Origin of the sequence: Roseobacter insulae, assembly GCF_019375555.1 — a bacterium.
Taxonomy (GTDB): domain Bacteria; phylum Pseudomonadota; class Alphaproteobacteria; order Rhodobacterales; family Rhodobacteraceae; genus Roseobacter; species Roseobacter insulae.
This window is the reverse complement of the sequence record NZ_JAHXDN010000002.1, coordinates 831,945-850,897: the sequence shown is the minus strand read 5'-3', so window position 1 is coordinate 850,897 and position 18,953 is coordinate 831,945. Positions and strand designations below refer to the sequence as shown.

Genomic DNA, 18,953 nt, shown 5'->3' with positions numbered 1-18,953 from the left:
ATGGTGAACGAAATCTGCACGGATTCTGACCAATCACCGTAATCAACCGAAAGGATTTTCCATGTCTGACAAAAAGATACCCGCAAAGATGGCAGGCCCGAGCCGTCGTGCATTCATGGCGGGTACAGCCGCCATGACCGCATCGCTGTTTCTGCCAAAGGGCTTGCGCGCCGCAGACTTTCCGACCGCCGAAGTGAATACCACCGGCCTGGCCGTGACCGATGATACCGTCACGATCGGCATCCTGCATTCGGTGACCGGGACCATGGCAATCTCCGAGACCGGATCGGTCCAGGCCGAGAAACTGGCGATTGACCAGATCAATGCGCAGGGCGGTATCCTCGGCCGCAAGATCGAATACATTCAGGAAGACGGCGCATCCGATTGGCCAACTTTTGCTGAAAAAGCCCGTAAGCTTCTGGTCAACGACAAGGTGGCCTCCGTCATGGGCTGCTGGACCTCGGCAAGCCGAAAGGCCGTGCTGCCTGTCTTTGAACAGCATAACGGTTTCCTCTACTACCCGACGTTCTACGAAGGGCTCGAACAGTCGCCCAACGTCATCTACACCGGTCAGGAAGCCACACAGCAGATCATAGCCGGCCTCGACTGGGTCTCCGAGACCAAGGGCGCCAAGACCTTCTATCTGCTCGGGTCCGACTACATCTGGCCCCGCACCTCGAACAAGATCGCGCGCAAGCATATTGAGAACTTCCTCGAAGGCTCCAAGGTCGTGGGCGAGGAATATTATCCGCTGGGTCACACGCAGTTCAACTCCGTCATCAACAAGATCCGCCTGCGCAAGCCCGATGTGATCTACGCGATCGTTGTCGGGGGCTCCAACGTGGCCTTCTACAAGCAACTGAAGGCTGCCGGTATCGACCCGACTGGCGAAAGCCCCTTGGTGCTGACCATTTCCGTGACCGAGGACGAAATCCGCGGCATAGGTGGCGAGAACATCGAAGGCACTTATGCATGCATGAAATACTTCCAAAGCCTTCAAAACGATAACAATCTCGAATTCGTCAAGGCTTTCAAAGAGATGTGGGGCGAGGACATCGTCATCGGCGACGTCACGCAGGCCGCGTATCTCGGCCCCTGGCTGTGGAAGGCAGCGGTCGAAAAAGCAGGATCTTTCGACATCAACAAAGTGCGCGAGGCGCAGATCGGTGTCGAACTGGACTCCGCCCCCGAAGGCTACGTGAAGGTGCACGAAAACCATCACCTGTGGTCGAAAACCCGCGTGGGCCGCGCACAGGCCGATGGCCAGTACGAGGTCGTGTTTGAGACCGCAGAGTTGGTGGAGCCTGATCCATTCCCGGAAGGTTACCAGTAAAGCGCCCCGGGCAAGGCGCGCTGCGACGCGCGCCTTCCTCCCTTCTTCAAACCCGACACCACACGGAGACAACCTATGTTTGCCGATTATTCAATGAGCGAACTCGGCGCTATTTTCGCCATGCAGGGTTTTGCAGGCCTGATCCTGTTTTCCGTCTTCGTGCTCATGGCTCTGGGCCTCGCGATCATCTTTGGGCAAATGGGCGTGATCAACATGGCGCACGGGGAATTCATGATCCTCGGCGCCTATATGACCTATCTGACCTCCACGCTGTTCGAAGCCTACCTTCCCGGCTTGTTCAGTATCTACTTTTTCATCGCCATGATTGTCGCCTTTTTCGCCTCGGGGCTTCTGGGCCTTTTTGTAGAATGGTCCATGATCAGGCATTTGTACAAACGCCCGCTGGACACCCTGCTTGCGACGTGGGGCCTGAGCCTTATCCTTCAGCAGGTCTACCGCAGCGTTTTCGGCGCGCGGGAAGTCGGCGTGAGCATTCCCGACTGGATGATGGGCTCCCTGCCCCTGACCGATCTGGTCGAGATACCGATCAACGGTATTTTTGTCATGGTGCTCGCGGTCGCGATCTCGCTGGCTGTCTACTATCTCATGTTCCGCTCGTCATGGGGTCTGCAGGTCCGCGCGATCAGTCAGAACCGCGTGATGGCCGATGCGGTCGGCATCAACACCGCCTGGACCGACCGGCTGACCTTTGGCATCGGTTGCGGGGTCGCGGGCGTTGCCGGGTCTGCCTTTACGATGATCGGATCCACCGGGCCTACCGCAGGGCAACTGTACATCGTCGACACGTTCCTTGTCGTGGTTTTTGGCGGCGCGGGCAGCTTGCTGGGCACCATCGCCAGCGCCTTCTCGATCAGTCAGGCCCAGTCGATCATGGAGTTTTTCCTCTCGGGCTCGATGGCCAAGGTGCTGACGCTGCTGGTGGTGGTCGGCATCCTGATGATCCGTCCGCAGGGTCTCTTCTCTCTCAAACTGCGCAAGTAAGGAACCTGACTGATGAGCATCGCGTCCAACCGCCTTTTCACCCGGCAGGATATCATCGGCTTCGCTGTCCTTGCCGCGGTGGTCTTCATCGTACTGCCGCTGACGCTGGACAGCTTCCGGCTGAACCTGTTCGGCAAGTACCTGACATATGCCTTCGTGGCCGTGGGCCTCGTGCTCTGCTGGGGTGCGGGTGGCATCCTCAGCCTCGGTCAGGGCGTGTTCTTCGGATTGGGTGGCTACTGCATGGCGATGTTTCTCAAGCTGGAAGCCTCGACACCCGAGAATACCGCTATCCAGTCCACGCCGGGCATTCCCGACTTCATGGACTGGAATCAGCTCACCGCCCTGCCCTGGTGGTGGGAGCCGTTCAACACGCTGACCTTCGCACTATTAGCCGTGGTCGCGGTCCCGGTTATGTTTGCCTTCATCATCGGTGTGGCCATGTTCCGGCGGCGCGTGGGTGGGGTCTACTTCGCAATTATCACGCAGGCCTTCGCCGCGATCCTGACGATCCTCATCATCGGCCAGCAGGGTTTCACCGGCGGCGTGAATGGCATCACCGACCTGCGCACGCTGCAAGGGTGGGACATTCGCACCGATGCGGCGAAGGAAACGCTCTATTATGTCAACGGCGTGCTCCTGTTTTCCTGCCTGTTGATTGCGCAATTCGTGCGGAAATCGAAACTGGGCCGTTTGCTCATCGCGATGCGGGATCAGGAGGATCGGGTGCGCTTCTCGGGCTACGATGTGGCGAGCTTCAAGATCTTCATCTTCTGCCTCGGGGCGGCCTTCGCGGGGATCGGTGGCGCGATGTTCACCCTGCAGGTTGGCTTCATGTCTCCCACGCTCGTCGGGATCGTGCCGTCGATTGAGATGGTGATCTTCTGCGCCGTCGGGGGCCGCCTGTCCATCATCGGCGCGGTCTACGGTGCGCTTCTGGTGAACTGGGCCAAGACGTCCCTGTCCGAAAGCTTCCCGGAGCTGTGGCTGTTCGGCCTCGGCGGCCTTTTCATCGCTGTCGTGATGCTCTTTCCCAACGGGCTGGCCGGGCTTTATGCCGATCACGTGGCGCCGCGCATCGACAGGCTTTTATCGCGAAAATCAGCTGATGTCGGTCCTGCCGACGACACCGCCCGCGCGGCAGCGGAATAGGAGGCAGACAGATGCTGGACCACAATCCCAATTTCGTCCTCTCCGTTGAAGGGCTGACCGTCTCCTTCGACGGGTTCAAGGCGGTCGATGACCTCAGCTTCTATGTCGAGCCCAACGAATGCCGCGTGATCATAGGCCCCAATGGCGCAGGCAAGACCACGGTTCTTGATCTCATCTGCGGACGCACCAGGGCCACGAGCGGCTCCGTCAATTTCAAGGGCAACGAGTTGCTGACCATGCGCGAGGACCAGATCGTACACGCCGGCGTGGGCCGCAAGTTCCAGACCCCCTCGGTTTACGAAGACCTCACCGTGTTCGAAAACCTCGAACTGTCGTACCCGCACGGCTACAGCGTCTTCGGCGCGCTGACATTCCGTCGCAACGACACGGTCAAACTGCGCATCCAGGAGATCGCCGAGACGATCTTCCTCGATACTCTGCTCGAGGAGAAGGCCGCGTACCTGAGCCACGGGCAAAAGCAATGGCTGGAAATCGGGATGCTGCTTATCCAGGATCCGGAGCTTTTGATGCTCGACGAACCTGTTGCGGGAATGTCGGTGGCAGAGCGCAGGAAAACCGCCGAACTGCTCAACAAGATCATCACCGACCGCTCGGTCATCGTGATCGAACATGACATGGGCTTTGTCGCCGATATCGCCACGCGCGTGACCGTCCTGCACCAGGGCAAGACCCTGTCCGAAGGCTCGATGGAGCGGGTGCAGAGCGATCCGAAAGTCATCGAAGTCTATCTTGGCCACTGAAAGGAACTGCTATGCTGTCTGTCCAGAACCTCCGCGCGGCCTACGGCGAGTCTGAAGTCCTGCATGGGATCAGCCTCGATGTAAAACCCGCCGAGATCGTGGCGATCATGGGCCGCAACGGCATGGGAAAAACCACGCTGATGAAAACCCTCATGGGCATCGTGCCGGAAAAGGGCGGCGATGCCTGGATCGGTGACACCTCGGTGCTGGGCATGAAACCGCACCAGCGCGTGGCCTCCGGTATCGCCTACGTGCCGCAGGGCCGCATGATCTTTTCCGCGATGACCGTGCGCGAAAACATCGAAACGGGTCTCACCACAACCGGCACCAAGACCGTGCCTGAGGACATCTACGAGTTGTTCCCTGTTCTGTTGGAGATGAAATCACGGCGCGGCGGCAACCTCTCCGGCGGACAGCAACAGCAACTCGCCATAGCGCGGGCGCTGGCGAGCGAACCGAAGGTGCTGCTGCTCGATGAACCTACCGAAGGTATCCAACCCTCGATCATCCGTGAAATGGCCCGCACGCTGCGCCGCATTCGCGATGAGAAGCGCCTCACGATCGTGGTCTCCGAACAGGTGTTGAGCTTCGCGCTCGATGTCGCGGACCGGGTGATCGTGATCGAGAATGGCACCTTTGTACACGACAGCCCGCGTGATGGCATCGACGAAGCCCGCGTGTCGAAATTTCTATCCGTTTGACTTCAAGACAGTAAGAGAGAGAGGACCTACCCCATGGCAGATACATTGATTTCGGTGGATCTCAGCGAAAGCCCGCATACCAACGAGAATATCCATAATCGCTGGCATCCCGACATCCCGATCAACATCTGGGTCGCCCCGGGTGACGATTTCAAGATCGAGACCTACGACTGGACGGGTGGGCAGATCAAGAACGACGATGACGCCTCTGACGTACGCGACGTGGAACTGGAGCAAGTGCACTATCTTTCCGGACCCATCGGTGTGAAGGGGGCCGAACCGGGCGACCTGCTGGTTGTCGACATTCTGGACATTGGCGCCAAGGAAGAGATGAACTGGGGCTTCAACGGGTTTTTCTCCAAGAACAACGGCGGCGGATTTCTGACGGATCATTTCCCGTCGGCGCAAAAGTCGATCTGGGATTTCGACGGTATGTTCACCAAATCCCGCCACGTGCCGGGCGTGAAGTACGCAGGTCTCATCCATCCCGGGCTGATCGGCTGCCTGCCTGACGCCAAGATGCTGGACATGTGGAACAGCCGCGAGACCAAGCTTTTCAATACCGACCCGGAGCGTGTGCCGCCGCTGGCTGCCCTGCCCAACACGCAAAGCGCGCATATGGGTGCAATGCAGGGTGAGGCGCGCGACAAGGCCGCGACAGAAGCCGCCCGCACGGTGCCGCCGCGTGAACATGGTGGCAACTGCGACATCAAGGATCTGAGCCGCGGCTGCAAGATCTATTTCCCCGTCTATGTGGATGGCGCTGGCCTGTCGATGGGCGATCTGCACTTCAGCCAGGGCGATGGGGAGATCACCTTCTGCGGTGCCATCGAAATGGCGGGATGGCTGCATCTGAAAGTCGATGTCATCAAGGGCGGCATGGAAAAATACGGGGTAAAGAACCCGATCTTCAAACCCTCGCCCATCAAACCCCAGTACGACGACTTCCTGATCTTCGAAGGTATCTCCGTGGACGAGAGCGGCGAGCAGCACTACCTCGACGTTCACATCGCCTACCGGCAGGCCTGTCTCAACGCCATCGAGTACCTCAAGAAGTTCGGCTATACGGGCGCGCAGGCCTATTCCATTCTCGGAACGGCGCCGGTGCAGGGACATATCTCGGGGGTGGTGGACATTCCCAACGCCTGCGCCACGCTCTGGCTGCCCAACGACATTTTCGAGTGGGACATGATGCCCAATGCGGACGGTCCGGCGACCTATCTCGACGGCTCTGTGGATATGCCGATCGCGCCTGACCTTTGACAGCGTATCGGGCGGCACGCTCTGCTGCCGCCCGCCCCTGACCAACACGGAGCACGCCATGCCTCTTTATGACTATCAGTGCGAGGGTTGCGGTCCCTTCACCGCTTTCGCCTCTCTCGACCACTTCAACGCGCCCTGCGAATGTCCGGAATGCGCGGCCAGCGCGCCACGCGTTTTGCGGCACGCGCCACGGCTTGCAGTCATGTCCGGTGGTACGCGCCGTGCACATGAAACAAACGAACGCAGCGCAGATAGCCCCAAACGCTCCAGCCACGGACCGGGCTGCTCGTGTTGCAGCGCGTCCAGCGCGCGCCCCTCTAAGACTCTGCATCATGCAAACGGCGCAAAATCCTTCCCCGCGAAACGACCTTGGATGATCTCGCACTGAGCGGTCCAAGAAGACGTCACTCCCTGCCGTGCTAGATGGACCACTCTGACGCCAGCACGTGGTCAGACCCTGAGCGCACAAGCGCGGGCGATGCCGAACCAGACCCGGGGTGAAGCGATAAGGGCGTGCAGTTCATCAGCACGCGTAAGAGGACGCCCAGGGCGACGATAGAACCGGCAAATCCGGGTGGTGGGGACAAGTGCAAACCCTGGACGCTCTCATCGTGTCTGCGAAACGAGGGCAGCGCCCTGCTGTGGTCCTGAGTTTGCCGGTCTTTCTTGCGAAAGCCCTGTGGCGGAGCGACAGGGATTCGAACCCTGGAGACGGTCTCCCGCCTACACACTTTCCAGGCGTGCGCCTTCGACCACTCGGCCACCGCTCCGTCGGGGCGGTGTAACGCGGCGGGTATCCGCTTTGCAAGAGTGAAAATGGCGTTTCAGGCGGCGGCGGGCCTAACTGTCCAGATGCAGGTAAATCCGGCGGTTCATCCTGCCTTTTTTCTCTGTCTTGCCAATGCGTAATGCTCCGATTTCCCCCAGCCGGGCCACATGCGTACCGCCGCAGGGTTGCAGATCCAGCGGGTCCGCGGCATCACCGATGCGGATAAGCCGGATGCGCCCGGCGCCACACGGCGGCTTTACGGACATCGTCTTGACCAGCTCGGGCTGTGCATCCAGTTCGGCGTCGCTGATCCACGTCTCGCTGACAACCGCGTCTGTCGCCACCATCTCCTGCAACAGCGCGTCGATTGCCGACTTGTCTTCCGGCGGTTCCGCCATGTCGAAATCCAGACGGCCATGCTGCGCGCTGATAGAGCCGCCTGTCACGCCGAAGGGCACCGCCACCGACAGCAGGTGCAAAGCCGTGTGCACGCGCATGTGACGGTGGCGCCTGTCCCAATCCAACTCCTGATGCACCTGCTGCCCAACCTCCGGCAAGGCCTGCGCGCGCGCCGGCACCAGAACGATTGTATCGTCGGGGCCCTTGAGCGTCGTTGCAACCGGCATGCTCGCATCCTGCCACCGCACCAGCCCGCTGTCGCCGGGCTGCCCGCCTCCCGTGGGATAAAACACCGTCCGGTCCAGTACCACGCCCCCCTCGTCCGTATGCGCCATCACGGTGGCGGCCGCCTCACGCAGATAGGGGTCGGCACGAAACAGCATCTCTGCACTCACGATTTCAGATCCTTGAGGGTTTCGGGGTTTCGCAACCAGATGTCACGCTGCGCGAAGGGCACCTCGATACCCTCCTTGGCGAAGCGTTCCGCGATGGCGTGATTGATGTCGTTCTTGACGCTCATGATCCAGTTCACATCGCGCAGGATCATACGCATTTCGAATTCCAGTGAATCTGCGCCGAAGTTGTTGAATAGGATCATCGGCTCCGGATTGGACAGAACCATCGGCTGGTCCTTAGCGATTTCCCGCAGGATGGCCTCGACGCGCCGCGTGTCGGTACCATAAGCCACGCCAACCGAGACAATCAGCCGTCCGACCTTGTTGCCGCGCGTATAGTTGGTCACCGTGCCTGAAACCAGATCAGCGTTCGGCACGATCACATCCGTCCGGTCAAAGGTTTCGATACGCGTGGCGCGGACCGAGATGTCGCGCACATATCCCATCTGTCCGCCAACCTCGATCCAGTCACCTTCAGAGATCGGACGCTCGATCAGAAGAATGATCCCGGATACGAAGTTCGACACGATTGTCTGCAGACCGAAACCGATGCCCACAGACAGGGCACCGGCGACAATGGCAAGCGAGGACAGATCAAGCCCGGCACCGGTCACCGCCAGAATGGCGGCCAGAAAGATCCCGACATAGCCAAGCCCGGAGACGATGGCATTCTGGCCACCAATGTCGATTTTCGTCTTGGGCAGCACGTTGATCCGTATCGTGCTCTGCACCAGACGGGTGATCGAATAGCCCACGACGAAGATCACCGCGAAAGTCACGAAATCGCCGGGAGAGATGCGGGTGTCACCGATCTGGAAACCCCGGCTGAAACTGGCCCAGATCTCGGTAAGCTCGGCAACACGTGCACCCCAGGCCAGGGCAAGCAGAGGCACGGACAACAGCACCAGCACAAAGCCCGCGATGACAGGCACCAGCGCTTCACGGGCCTCGGGGCCCTGTTTGGTCACAAGGCAATAGACGTCCGCGAAGAACCGTTGCAGCGTCAGCATGAAGCCAAGGATCAAAAGGCTGACGACGGTGGGATAGAGCAGCGCGTTGCCCGCCTCTCCGTAGCCCACAGCCGCCATGATCGGGGACACCAGCGACACGACGATCATCGCGGTGCCAAGGCCGCGCAACACCCGCGCAAGACCGCTGCCGCGCGGTCTTTCGTCACTGGCCTCCTCTGCCTCCACCACGTAGCCACGCAGGATACGCCCCATCGCGGCGAGGTTCAGGGAGATCAGCACGACAATCGGGAAGGACAGCACGGCTTCGGTCGCCGGGTCCACCACGTCGAAGTTCAACAACAGATCAATGAGCCCGCGCGAGACGAAAAAGATCGACAGCAACAGCATGTAAAACCGCTGCGCCGCGCGTTTGTCCTCGGGCAGAGGGATCAGTGCGATGTCATCAAACCGGGAGAATAGCCGCTCCGCCAGCCACCGGAACCACAGCAGGACGAAGCCGAACAGCGGCAGCGCCTTGAGGAACTGATCCATGGGGTCGCTGATCATCCCAGTGATCCTGATCGCATGGGTCAGGATCAGCAGACCGGTGAGCGGTATGAAAACCCGCAGGAGCGACACGAGAAATGCCCACACGCCGGTACCGCGCCCGCCCCATTTGCGCAGGTAGTTGAGGCCAACGCCGGCCCAGGCCCGCCCGCGTATGATCAATGCCAGTGCCAGCGCGACGAGGAACAGGATGAGAGGGAGCTTTTCTTTCAAGGCCTGTTGCCGGATCGGATCTTGGAACATCGCCGTCTCTTCGGCGTTCGGGCGCAGGATTTCGAACAGGTCCTCGATCGCGTCGGGCCAATGCGCCGGGTTGAGCGGCGACGGGCCCAGCGACAGCAGCCTGCGCGCCTGCCGGTCCCGGATGATCGTATCAATTTCCCGGATTAGACCATCCGCGCGCCGAAAGGCCTCCTCGGCCACACGCACGGGTTCCAGCAGCATCTCAAGGCGTTCATTCAGTTCGGTCCGGCGGGCCTTGATCTCGATCGATTCCTCGCCGCTTTCCGGCACCGGCCCGAGGGCTTCGATCTGGTTGCGCAATGTCGCGATACGGTCGGCGTTTACCTGGCTGGCGGCGGTAAAGTCCGACCGGTATTCCGCAATTTCCGCGCGCAGGCGCTCAAACCGTTCATTGCTTGCCACATCCCGGTCAATGGCCGCTTCCGCCAGCGCCGCCACATTTTCCCAGGACTTCAGCGTTGTCTGAATGTCGGTAGTGTTTGCCTCCTGCGCCGCAACGGGTGAGGAGACAAGCAGACCAAGGGCCAGAAGCCACGACGCCAGCGCTGCAACGACGCGGGTCATACGTCCTCGAAGACGCCGGGTATGCTCGCGGGTGCCTGCTCCAGCCATCCGGGGGTGGGCAGGCCCTTTTCGCGCAGGAACTCCGGGTTGAAGAGCTTGGACTGATAGCGTGTTCCGTAGTCGCACAGGACCGTCACGATGGTGTGGCCCGGCCCCAGATCCCGCGCCATCCGCATGGCCCCGGCTATGTTCACGCCGCTTGAGCCGCCCAAGCAGAGGCCTTCGTGCTCAAGCAGGTCGAAAACGATGGGCAAAGCCTCCGCATCGTGGATGTTGTAGCTGAAATCAGGCGTAAACCCTTCCAGATTTCTGGTAATGCGGATCTGACCGATACCTTCGTTGATCGAAGAGCCCTCGGACATCACCAATTCACCTTTGGTGTAATAATTATGGAGCGAGGCCCCATCCGGGTCGGCAAGGCCGATCTTGACGCCCTTGGGTTGCAACACATCCGCCACACCCGCCAGCGTGCCGCCGGAACCCACAGCACAGATGAAACCATCTACCTTGCCATCGGTCTGCGTCCAGATTTCCGGCCCTGTCGTCTCCACGTGCGCCCGCCGGTTGGCCGTATTGTCAAACTGGTTGGCCCAGATCACCCCTTCATTGGTGGTGCGGCCCAACTCTTTCGCCAAGCGTTCGGAATAGCGCACGAAATTGTTGGGGTTGCGGTACGGCGCGGCGGGCACCTGCACCAGTTCCGCGCCGGCGAGGCGCAGCATGTCCTTCTTTTCCTGACTTTGGGTTTCGGGAATGACAATGACCGTCTTGAATCCCATCGAAGCGCCAACCAGAGCGAGGCCGATACCGGTGTTGCCAGCCGTGCCCTCGACAATCGTCCCACCCGGCTTCAGAAGCCCCTTCTCAACCGCGTCCCGAATGATGAACAGCGCAGCGCGGTCCTTGACGGATTGACCGGGGTTCATGAACTCCGCCTTGCCGAGGATTTCACAGCCCGTGGCATCGCTTGCCTGCTTCAAACGGATCAGTGGTGTGTTTCCTATGGCCGCGGCCAGATCGCTTGCGACGTGCATCAACATGCCCCTTCTAAGTGCCTGCACCACACCTAGCGTCGCTCCGGCGTGACCTCAAGAGGCGGCGCGCAACCGCTCCCGGTGGCGGGACAGCCAATAGGCGGAGAGAACCAGGGGGGCATTGGCCGCGCGGCGGTCGTCGCAAAGGGTCATGAGTGCATCAAAGCTCAACAGATGGGCCCGGATGTCTTCATGCTCCGACGCAACACCGCCGACACCGGCCACCCCATCGGGCAACTCGGCAATACCAACGTAACAGTAGAAAAATTCCGAAGAGTTTCCGGGCGAGCAATAGGTTTCCGCCACCGGATGCAACGCGCCCAGCATCAACCCGGTCTCTTCCAGCGCCTCGCGCCGCGCGGCCGCCTCCGGCGCCTCGCCGGGGTCCAGGCGTCCGGCGATGGGTTCCAGCTGCCACATGGTGTCATCGCCCCGCGCCAAGGGACCCATGCGCATCTGTTCCACCACCATGACCCGGTCACGCCGCGGGTCATAGGGCAACACCAGGGCCGCATCCGGCGACAGGAAAACCGCACGCCTGACCGTCTCGGTCATGCTGCCATCGAACCGTTCGTGACGCAGTTCGTATTCATCCAGGGCAAAATACTGTGCGTAGGCCCGGTGCCATCTCTGCACGTCGACAGCGCCATGCAGGGTGGAGGCCCCGTGGCGGCTTCTGGCGGCATTCAGGCGCGACCAGGCGCGTGCCCGGATCATCGGAAAGATCGCGGCGATCTCCTGCGGGGGCCTATCGCCCTGATACCCCATCACTTCCCGGGCCGCCAGAACGCTCAACGGGCCCCAGTCGCGCACCCAGGCCTCCAATGACCAGGGACCGGACGTGGTCCACAGGCCGGGCTCCGGAATATACGCAAGCGTGTGGGTGCCATCGGTCAGCTCGACGGGTTGGCGGGTGTAGCCAAAGGCGCTCTCGTAATAGTCCAGATGCCCGATATCCTTGTCCGTCAACCCCTGCACCAGCACGCCCTGTGCCAAGGCACCGCTTTCCCGGACAATGGCCGGAAAGGGCCCCTCCGCAACGGACCTGACCGCGAAATCACGCGCCGACGCAGGTTCAGATGTGACGTGAGAGGCATCGCCAATCACCGCTTCGAGCAATGCAGGATACCGAAGGGTTCCGAATAAAAACAATAATTTGGCGGTCAATGCTTAACTACCGCCAAGTTCGCCAGGCATATTCGGTCGCGAGGCCAGACAGAACGCCACCGGCAATCAACGTGAATATCACCAGTGGGTTAATCATGATCAGCGCATATTCAGCCATGAACTTGATGATCGCCAGGAGCGCCTGAAACGCGCCGTTGTACCAGTTGGACATCGCCCGGTCGAACATCTGGTAGCTGGAGTGCACAAAGAGGCCCCACAGCACCAGCACCAGCACCCCGCCCAATCCGTTGTTGATCGCCGCTGTCACGCCGCGCCCGGCGCGTTTGCCCATCACGCGCCAGCCGACCACGACCCCGATGATCGCATTGACATAGGCGAAACTGCCGAAATCGGTGCTTTCCGGCATCAGGGGAATGATCTGGAAGGACACGATAAAACCCACGATGCCGATGCATAATGCGGCAAATAGTCTGGCGGCGTCGGGCATGTGGTCGTTCCTTGTTCGTCCTGCGGCCCTGTCTATCCCGGCCGCCTCACAGTTATCTGTGTTACATCACAGTTGGCACTTTCAAACGTCGCTGCACAAGAGGTCAGGTAGAAATTCCACATCCTGCGAAACCGCGCGTCAAAGCCCATCGCGTTAACCTGATCCCATTTTTCGTTAAAGCTATCGTGCCATCGGCGCAGAGTTACGGCATAACTGTGGCCAAATTCGATCGATCTTTCCACTGCCAGTCCCGCCCGCGCAATCTGGGTGCGCAAGACGGTGGGGCTGGGCAACATGCCTCCCGGAAAGACGTATTTCTGAATGAAATCAACCCCGCGACGGTAGACCTTCCACCGCCTGTCCGCGACGGTGATGATCTGCAGAGTCGCCGTCTTGCCCGGTTTGAGGCGCTCGCGCACGACGTCAAAGTAAATTGGCCAGTACTTCTCTCCGACCGCTTCGAACATCTCGATACTGGCAATCCCGTCATAGAGACCCGTTTCATCGCGGTAGTCCTGTAACTTGAAATCAACCTGTTCGGAAAGACCTGCTTTTTCAATGCGTTCCTGCGCATACTTGAACTGTTCTTCGGAAATGGTCAGCCCTGTGACGCGCAGGCCGCGCTCCTTGGCCGCGTATTCCGCGAACCCTCCCCAGCCGCAGCCTATTTCGAGGATGTGGTCCCCGGGTTGCGCACCCATTTCATCGACCATGGATTTGTATTTCGCAATCTGTGCATTCTCCATGCTTTCCTGACCGGTTTCGAACAGGGCCGAGGAATAGGTCATGGTATCGTCGAGCCACAGACCGTAGAACGCATTGCCCAGATCATAGTGATGGCTGATATTTTTACGCGCCTGGTTCTTGTGATTGCGCTGCAGCCAAAAGCGGAATTTTTCGAAATTGCGCAAAAAGAACATGCCCGGAAAACCGTCGTAAATATCCTCGTTGTCGGCATGCACCAGATCCATGAACGCCTGCAGGTCGGGTGTCGACCACCACTCGTCCAGATAGGCGTCACAGAACCCCAGATCCCCTTCGCGGATCAGGCGCGCAAACAGGTCGTTGTTGTGGATGTGCAGTTCCGCCACCGGCCCCGGATTTTTGCCTTCTGCACGAAATCGGCGGGCATCGGGCATCACGAATTCAACGCGGCCATTGTTCATCTTTTGCGCCATCGCGAAGACGTGAGTGAAGTAACGCGGCAGGTTGTCTTGGCGGTCGGTGGTCGTCAGGATCATGTATGTTTCGCTCGTTATGAAAGTCGGGCGCTAACCCAATGATAAGATAGACGCAAAGGCGCGATCAAGAGTTTCAGAAACCTTTGTTTTCATAGGCATCGAGTGCGACTTTTCGGCCCTCGTCCGCAGCTACAACCGGGGCGGGATATTTGTCATCCGCAGACAGTTTCCAGCTGCGCGGAATGGCGTCGAAATATGACAGCGCATCCGGTGACGGGTCGGTCTTCCCCTCGGCGATCCAGCGGTTGGCATAGGCGCGATTCCCATCGAACTTGTCGAGCTGCGTGACCGGGTTGAAAACGCGGAAATACGGTGTCGCATCCGGGCCGGAGCCTGCGGACCACTGCCAGCCCATCGCGTTGCTGGCCGGATCCCAGTCAATCAGGCACTGCTCGAACCATGCCTGCCCGATTTTCCAGTGGGTCAAGAGGTGTTTGGTCAGGTAGCTCGCAACGATCATGCGCCCACGGTTGTGCATTCGCCCGGTCACGTAAAGTTCCCGCATCGCGGCATCGACAAACGCGATGCCCGTGCGACCCTGCTTCCACGCGACGACGGCGGCGGCAGTGTCGTCGGTGTTCCACGGGAAGCCGTCCCAATCGGGTTTCCAGTTATCCGTGAGGATGCGCGGGGTATGATGCATGAGGTGATATGCGAATTCGCGCCAGACAAGTTCTTTCAGGAAGGTCTCGGCCCCCCGCTTGCCCTCCTCGCGCGCGCGCACTCCGGCATGCCAGCACTGGTGCGCGCTGATCTCGCCAAGGCTCAGGTTCTCGGACAGGCCCGAGGTCCCGTCCACGGCGGGCACATCGCGGGTACAGTCATAGGTGGCGACACTTTCGTCGATGAACCGGGCAAGCCGCGCCTGTGCCGCCGCCTCGCCCAGACGGACATGCGGGCGCACCACGGCAGCGCCGCGGTTCATCGCCACATCCATATGCCATGCGGCGAGGTCTTCGCTTGCCGGCCAGCTGTCCGGCGCGGGCAGCTTCGAAGGCGCGGTCAGCGGCGCATCCACCGCGCGGTTTTTCACCGCATTCCAGAAGGGCGTGTAGACCTTGTAGAAACTTCCGGTTTTGGTCTCGACCGTCCACGGTTCGAACATCAGGTGACCGCCAAACGACTTGGCCATGACACCCTGAGCTTTGAGCGCGGCCTTGACCTCGGTATCGCGCGCCACGCTGGCCGGATCATAAAGGCGCGACCAATAGACAGACGTAGCCCCGGTTTCGGCCACAAGCTCCCTGAGCTGATCCAACGCGGCCCCGCGTCGCAGGATCAACCGGCTGCCCAGTCCTTCAAGACGGTGTTGGAAATTCTCAAGAGCCAGACCCAAACGCCATTTCGGCGCAGCCCCAAGCGCATCAACCGGATCATCATGAATAAATACGGGAATGACCGGCGAGCCGGTGGCGCAGGCCGCATGTAGGGCCGGGTGATCGCTCAGGCGGAAATCCCTGCGAAGCCAGATCAGAACGGGTGGGTTGGTCACGCAGCAAGGTCTTCACGTTTCATATAAAATGCTACGTAGGACAGCGCCTTTTGGATCACGGCAAATCTTCACAAGACCACATCGAGGGCATCCAGCAGTTGTTGGACTTCCGCGTAGCTCGTGTAATGCGTGAAACTGAGGCGCAGAACCCCCAGATGCGGATCGACGCCCATCGCGTCCAGGGCACGCCCGGCATAAAAATCCCCGCCCCCGGCCATGATGCCATGCGCCGCCAGTTCCGCGGCCACGTCCTCGCCCGGCCGCGTCAACGCCAGCGCGACGGTCGGAGCCCTGAGCGCGGCGTCCGAGGGGCCGATCAGGCGCACGGAATTGCGCGCCTGCACGGCATCCAGCAGGGGTTGCAAAAGACGCACCTCGTGGTCGCGCATCAGGTCGTGAACGGCGCGGCCCCGGTCCGTCGGAGTTGCGTCATCCTGAAAGTGATGCGCGTACAGCGCGTCAATATAATCAACCATTCCCGCGCTGGCAGCGATCTGTGCATGATCCGGACCCGCTGGTGTGAACCGCTTGTAGAGGCTGTCGGCGTTGAAATAGTGCCCCTGGTTGGGCAGCAGTTCTCCAAGAGTACGCCGGAGGACCATGATGCCCTGATGCGGGCCATAGGTTTTATATGCTGAAAATAGATAGATATCCGGCCCCAGCGCGCCGATATCGGGAAATCCATGCGGCGCGTAGGACACACCGTCCACGCAGGTAAAGGCCCCGGCCGCATGCGCCAGCGCGGTGATTTCCGTGACCGGGTTGATCTCTCCCACGACATTTGAGCAATGCGGGAAGCAGACCAGCCTGACGCTCTCGTCGAGCAGAGCTTCGAGGTGCTCTGGATTCAGATGGCCGGTGTCCGGATCGACCTTCCATTCGCGGATTTCGATCCCGCGCGCGGCCAGCCTGCGCCATGGTCCGGAATTGGCCTCGTGATCCTGGTTTGTAACGACAATGGCCTCTCCCGGCGCCATCATTTCTGCAAAAGCCTGCGCCAGCACATAGGTGTTCTGCGTCGTGGAGGGTCCGAAGCTCAGCTCATCGGTTTCCACGCCCAGCAATGCGGCCAGCCGCATCCGTGCTTCATCCATCTCGGCACCGCCCAGACGGCTTGCGGGATAGGGCGCATAGGGCTGGACTTTGCGTTCGGTGTAAAACCGGGTGAGCCGGTCAATGACCGGGCTGCAGGCATAGGACCCGCCCGCATTCTCGAAAAAGGCCTGGCCCCTGAGAGCGGCAACCCCGAAAGCCGGGAACTGTGCGCGAACGAAATCAATGTCGAGTGTCATGGCTGCAACGTCACTCGCATCGCCCAGCACGTCAAGAACCCAATCGGGAACGCAACGTCACCCCACCGGGGTCAAGGGTCGTTTCTGCGCCTTATGTGTCGCCCTCATGCCACCCGCCCGAATTTAGTTTTGTAACAATCGCGCAACGGGTAGACTGAGCCCGTTACAGAAAGACCGGCGCCAATCGTAAAAAAACCCGGCGCATCCGGAGCCATCACGTGCTCCCGGTCAATAACAGGTCACGACCCGCGAAGACGGTCGGATCGCAACAGAGGGAACCGCTAATGTCTGTGAAACCGCCGTTTACGGATCTTGAGATCAATACTCAGGATGCCGGATTTTATGAGGGCTACAGCCTTCCGATCGCGCTGATCTCCAAGGTCAGCATGGTCCTACTGGTCCTTTGGGCTCTTGTTTTTCCTGCCGGTGCGGGGGCGATGCTGTCGTCCGTCAACAGCACTTTGCTTTTGTCCTTCAACACGTTCTATATCCTGTCTGTCGGCCTTTTCGCGTTCTTTCTCATCATCATCGCGCTGATCCCCTCGACGGGAAGCCGCGTGCTCGGCACGCCCGGTCAAAAACCGGAATTCACCAATTTCTCCTGGTTCTCGATGATGTTCGGCGCCGGTCTTGGCGTTGGCCTGATGACATTTGCCACGGCTGAGCCGCTGGGCCTATGGGGGTCCAACCCTGTAGTCGTGGAAGGCGATGTGGCGGGCAACACCCCCGAAGCCCTGAAATCGGCGTTCCGCTATACCTTCCTGCACTATGGCTTCCACGCCTGGGCCATCTACGTCGTCACCGGGCTCAGCCTTGCCTATTACGCCTATACCCGCGGAATGCCGCTGACGATCCGCTCGGCGCTCACGCCGCTGATCGGGCGGTTTGCCAATGGCTTCTTCGGCCACATCATTGACGTTCTGGGCGTTGTCGCCACGATCCTCGGTGTGTCGGTGACAATCGGTTTCGGCGTGAGCCAGCTGGTTGACGGCGTCTACTCGATCACCGGCGCGGCCTGGATGATGGACACCACGGGCGAGACCCCTGTCGCTACGAAAACCGGGCTTATCGCCGCGCTTGTCGTGATCATGGGTATGTCGATCGTGTCCGCTGTGTCCGGGGTCGGCCGCGGGGTGAAATACCTGTCAAATCTCAATCTCGTGCTGTCGGTGATCCTGCTGCTCACCTTTGTGATCTTTGGCTCATTCCTGTTCGCCATGACCACATACGCCACCGCATTGATCGACTATCTGATCAGCTTTGTGAGCCTCAGTTTCAACGCCTATTCGCCGCTCAGCCAGGAAGCATTCGCCGCTGCCGCGCCTGCATCTGTGCAAGCACTGCCGGCAGATGCGCTGAGCACGGTCTACGCGGGCGCCACGAACCCGTGGGGCAGCCTGTCCGGCTTCACCGGCGGGTTGGAAGGCGCTGCGGCGGCCCTGCCAGCGGCTGATCTGGAAGCCGCCTATGACACCGGTGATCAGGGTCGTCTCTTTGGCTGGCAGGCTGGTTGGACAACCTTCTACTGGGCGTGGTGGATCGCCTTCTCCCCCTTCGTGGGGTTGTTCCTTGCCCGCATCTCCAAGGGGCGCACCGTGCGTGAATTCGTTCTGGGTGCGGTGATCGCGCCGGCGCTTGTGTGTTTTGCCTGGATGACCATTCTGGGCGGCACAGCCATTGATCTTGAGATCAACGGCGCAGCAGACGGGGTGATCATCGGGGCGTCGAACTCCGCCAAGCTCTTCGTCACGCTGGAGAACATGCTGAGCGGTGGCTTCCTGCAAGGCATCATCATCATGTGCGTTGTGCTGATCATGACCTTCCTCGTGACCTCTGCGGACTCCGGTATTCTGGTGATGAACACGATCATGTCCGGCGGCGCGGAAGAAACCGGCGTCAAGCACCGGATCATCTGGGGTGTCATCCTGACACTTGTGATCGGCACGCTGCTGCTGGCGGGAGGCGGCGGTCTGAGTGCGCTCCAAAACGCCATGATCATCGGCGCCCTGCCCTTCACCATGGTGATGGTGGCAATGGTACTGTCCCTGATCAAGGCGCTCTTTAATGACGGCCGTCGTGAAAAGGCCGGCGTGGCGGTGGACAGCCCCGAAGGCCAACCGGCGGAGTAACAGGCCACTTCCAGGGGTAATTCAGGGGCGTTCGCGCATGCGGGCGCCCCT

The 18,953-nt window shown here is 60.3% G+C and carries 16 protein-coding genes and 1 tRNA gene; 8 read left to right on the top strand and 9 right to left on the bottom strand.

The window, feature by feature from the left end:
* Positions 1-61: 61 nt before the first annotated feature.
* The 7 genes from urtA to KX928_RS10300 all read left to right on the top strand — a co-directional run bounded on the left by urtA (position 62) and on the right by KX928_RS10300 (position 6,600).
* Positions 62-1,333, top strand: a complete 1,272-nt coding sequence (urtA, locus tag KX928_RS10330; RefSeq protein WP_219501672.1) for an urea ABC transporter substrate-binding protein — start codon at positions 62-64, stop codon at positions 1,331-1,333.
* A gap of 75 nt (positions 1,334-1,408) precedes the next feature.
* Positions 1,409-2,335: an urea ABC transporter permease subunit UrtB gene (gene urtB / locus KX928_RS10325; RefSeq protein WP_219501670.1), complete on the top strand. Its 927-nt coding sequence runs from the start codon at positions 1,409-1,411 to the stop codon at positions 2,333-2,335.
* 12 nt (positions 2,336-2,347) lie between these two features.
* On the top strand, positions 2,348-3,487 hold the full coding sequence (gene urtC, locus KX928_RS10320; RefSeq protein ID WP_219501668.1) for an urea ABC transporter permease subunit UrtC: 1,140 nt from the start codon (positions 2,348-2,350) through the stop codon (positions 3,485-3,487).
* An 11-nt stretch (positions 3,488-3,498) separates the two neighbouring features.
* Positions 3,499-4,248: an urea ABC transporter ATP-binding protein UrtD gene (gene urtD / locus KX928_RS10315; RefSeq protein ID WP_219501666.1), complete on the top strand. Its 750-nt coding sequence runs from the start codon at positions 3,499-3,501 to the stop codon at positions 4,246-4,248.
* An 11-nt stretch (positions 4,249-4,259) separates the two neighbouring features.
* Complete coding sequence (urtE, locus tag KX928_RS10310; protein WP_219501664.1) at positions 4,260-4,949, top strand: urea ABC transporter ATP-binding subunit UrtE; 690 nt, start codon at positions 4,260-4,262, stop codon at positions 4,947-4,949.
* 33 nt (positions 4,950-4,982) lie between these two features.
* Entirely contained in the window at positions 4,983-6,212 is a 1,230-nt protein-coding gene (gene fmdA / locus KX928_RS10305) for a formamidase (RefSeq protein WP_219501662.1), read from the top strand.
* Positions 6,148-6,600: an FmdB family zinc ribbon protein gene (locus tag KX928_RS10300; RefSeq protein ID WP_308342287.1), complete on the top strand. Its 453-nt coding sequence runs from the start codon at positions 6,148-6,150 to the stop codon at positions 6,598-6,600. Before fmdA ends, KX928_RS10300 begins: the two co-directional genes overlap by 65 nt.
* 292 nt (positions 6,601-6,892) lie before the next feature.
* Here KX928_RS10300 and KX928_RS10295 read toward each other — a convergent pair.
* The 9 genes from KX928_RS10295 to KX928_RS10255 form a co-directional block, all read right to left on the bottom strand.
* Positions 6,893-6,982, bottom strand: a tRNA-Ser gene (locus KX928_RS10295).
* 70 nt (positions 6,983-7,052) lie between these two features.
* On the bottom strand, positions 7,053-7,775 hold the full coding sequence (locus KX928_RS10290) for an alanyl-tRNA editing protein (RefSeq protein ID WP_308342285.1): 723 nt from the start codon (positions 7,773-7,775) through the stop codon (positions 7,053-7,055).
* Positions 7,772-10,099: a DUF3772 domain-containing protein gene (locus KX928_RS10285; RefSeq protein ID WP_219501658.1), complete on the bottom strand. Its 2,328-nt coding sequence runs from the start codon at positions 10,097-10,099 to the stop codon at positions 7,772-7,774. The genes KX928_RS10290 and KX928_RS10285 overlap by 4 nt, the downstream gene beginning before the upstream one ends.
* Positions 10,096-11,133, bottom strand: coding sequence for a cysteine synthase A (locus KX928_RS10280; protein WP_219501656.1), 1,038 nt, complete (start codon positions 11,131-11,133; stop codon positions 10,096-10,098). The genes KX928_RS10285 and KX928_RS10280 overlap by 4 nt, the downstream gene beginning before the upstream one ends.
* A gap of 54 nt (positions 11,134-11,187) precedes the next feature.
* Positions 11,188-12,300 carry an NUDIX domain-containing protein gene (locus KX928_RS10275; RefSeq protein ID WP_219501654.1) on the bottom strand — a complete coding sequence of 371 codons (1,113 nt, stop codon included), beginning with the start codon at positions 12,298-12,300 and terminating at the stop codon, positions 11,188-11,190.
* A 7-nt stretch (positions 12,301-12,307) separates the two neighbouring features.
* Positions 12,308-12,748 (bottom strand): TrgA family protein, encoded by a 441-nt coding sequence (locus tag KX928_RS10270; protein ID WP_219501652.1) that lies wholly within the window; start codon positions 12,746-12,748, stop codon positions 12,308-12,310.
* 32 nt (positions 12,749-12,780) lie between these two features.
* Positions 12,781-13,989 carry an SAM-dependent methyltransferase gene (locus KX928_RS10265; protein WP_219501651.1) on the bottom strand — a complete coding sequence of 403 codons (1,209 nt, stop codon included), beginning with the start codon at positions 13,987-13,989 and terminating at the stop codon, positions 12,781-12,783.
* Positions 13,990-14,062: 73 nt separating this feature from the next.
* On the bottom strand, positions 14,063-15,481 hold the full coding sequence (locus KX928_RS10260) for a cryptochrome/photolyase family protein (protein ID WP_219501649.1): 1,419 nt from the start codon (positions 15,479-15,481) through the stop codon (positions 14,063-14,065).
* 68 nt (positions 15,482-15,549) lie between these two features.
* Positions 15,550-16,773: an aminotransferase class V-fold PLP-dependent enzyme gene (locus tag KX928_RS10255; RefSeq protein ID WP_219501647.1), complete on the bottom strand. Its 1,224-nt coding sequence runs from the start codon at positions 16,771-16,773 to the stop codon at positions 15,550-15,552.
* A gap of 284 nt (positions 16,774-17,057) precedes the next feature.
* On the opposite strand from KX928_RS10255, the gene KX928_RS10250 reads away from it, so the two are divergent.
* Positions 17,058-18,902, top strand: coding sequence for a BCCT family transporter (locus tag KX928_RS10250; protein ID WP_219501644.1), 1,845 nt, complete (start codon positions 17,058-17,060; stop codon positions 18,900-18,902).
* Positions 18,903-18,953 lie beyond the last annotated feature (51 nt).

Excerpts from the sequence above, each read along its gene's own strand:
- urtA (WP_219501672.1), top strand. The coding sequence starts at position 62 with ATGTCTGACAAAAAGATACCCGCAAAGATGGCAGGCCCGAGCCGTCGT.
- urtB (WP_219501670.1), top strand. The coding sequence starts at position 1,409 with ATGTTTGCCGATTATTCAATGAGCGAACTCGGCGCTATTTTCGCCATG.
- urtC (WP_219501668.1), top strand. The coding sequence starts at position 2,348 with ATGAGCATCGCGTCCAACCGCCTTTTCACCCGGCAGGATATCATCGGC.
- urtD (WP_219501666.1), top strand. The coding sequence starts at position 3,499 with ATGCTGGACCACAATCCCAATTTCGTCCTCTCCGTTGAAGGGCTGACC.
- urtE (WP_219501664.1), top strand. The coding sequence starts at position 4,260 with ATGCTGTCTGTCCAGAACCTCCGCGCGGCCTACGGCGAGTCTGAAGTC.
- fmdA (WP_219501662.1), top strand. The coding sequence starts at position 4,983 with ATGGCAGATACATTGATTTCGGTGGATCTCAGCGAAAGCCCGCATACC.
- KX928_RS10300 (WP_308342287.1), top strand. The coding sequence starts at position 6,148 with ATGCGGACGGTCCGGCGACCTATCTCGACGGCTCTGTGGATATGCCGA.
- KX928_RS10285 (WP_219501658.1), bottom strand. The coding sequence starts at position 10,099 with ATGACCCGCGTCGTTGCAGCGCTGGCGTCGTGGCTTCTGGCCCTTGGT.
- KX928_RS10280 (WP_219501656.1), bottom strand. The coding sequence starts at position 11,133 with ATGCACGTCGCAAGCGATCTGGCCGCGGCCATAGGAAACACACCACTG.
- KX928_RS10270 (WP_219501652.1), bottom strand. The coding sequence starts at position 12,748 with ATGCCCGACGCCGCCAGACTATTTGCCGCATTATGCATCGGCATCGTG.
- KX928_RS10265 (WP_219501651.1), bottom strand. The coding sequence starts at position 13,989 with ATGATCCTGACGACCACCGACCGCCAAGACAACCTGCCGCGTTACTTC.
- KX928_RS10255 (WP_219501647.1), bottom strand. The coding sequence starts at position 16,773 with ATGACACTCGACATTGATTTCGTTCGCGCACAGTTCCCGGCTTTCGGG.
- KX928_RS10250 (WP_219501644.1), top strand. The coding sequence starts at position 17,058 with ATGTCTGTGAAACCGCCGTTTACGGATCTTGAGATCAATACTCAGGAT.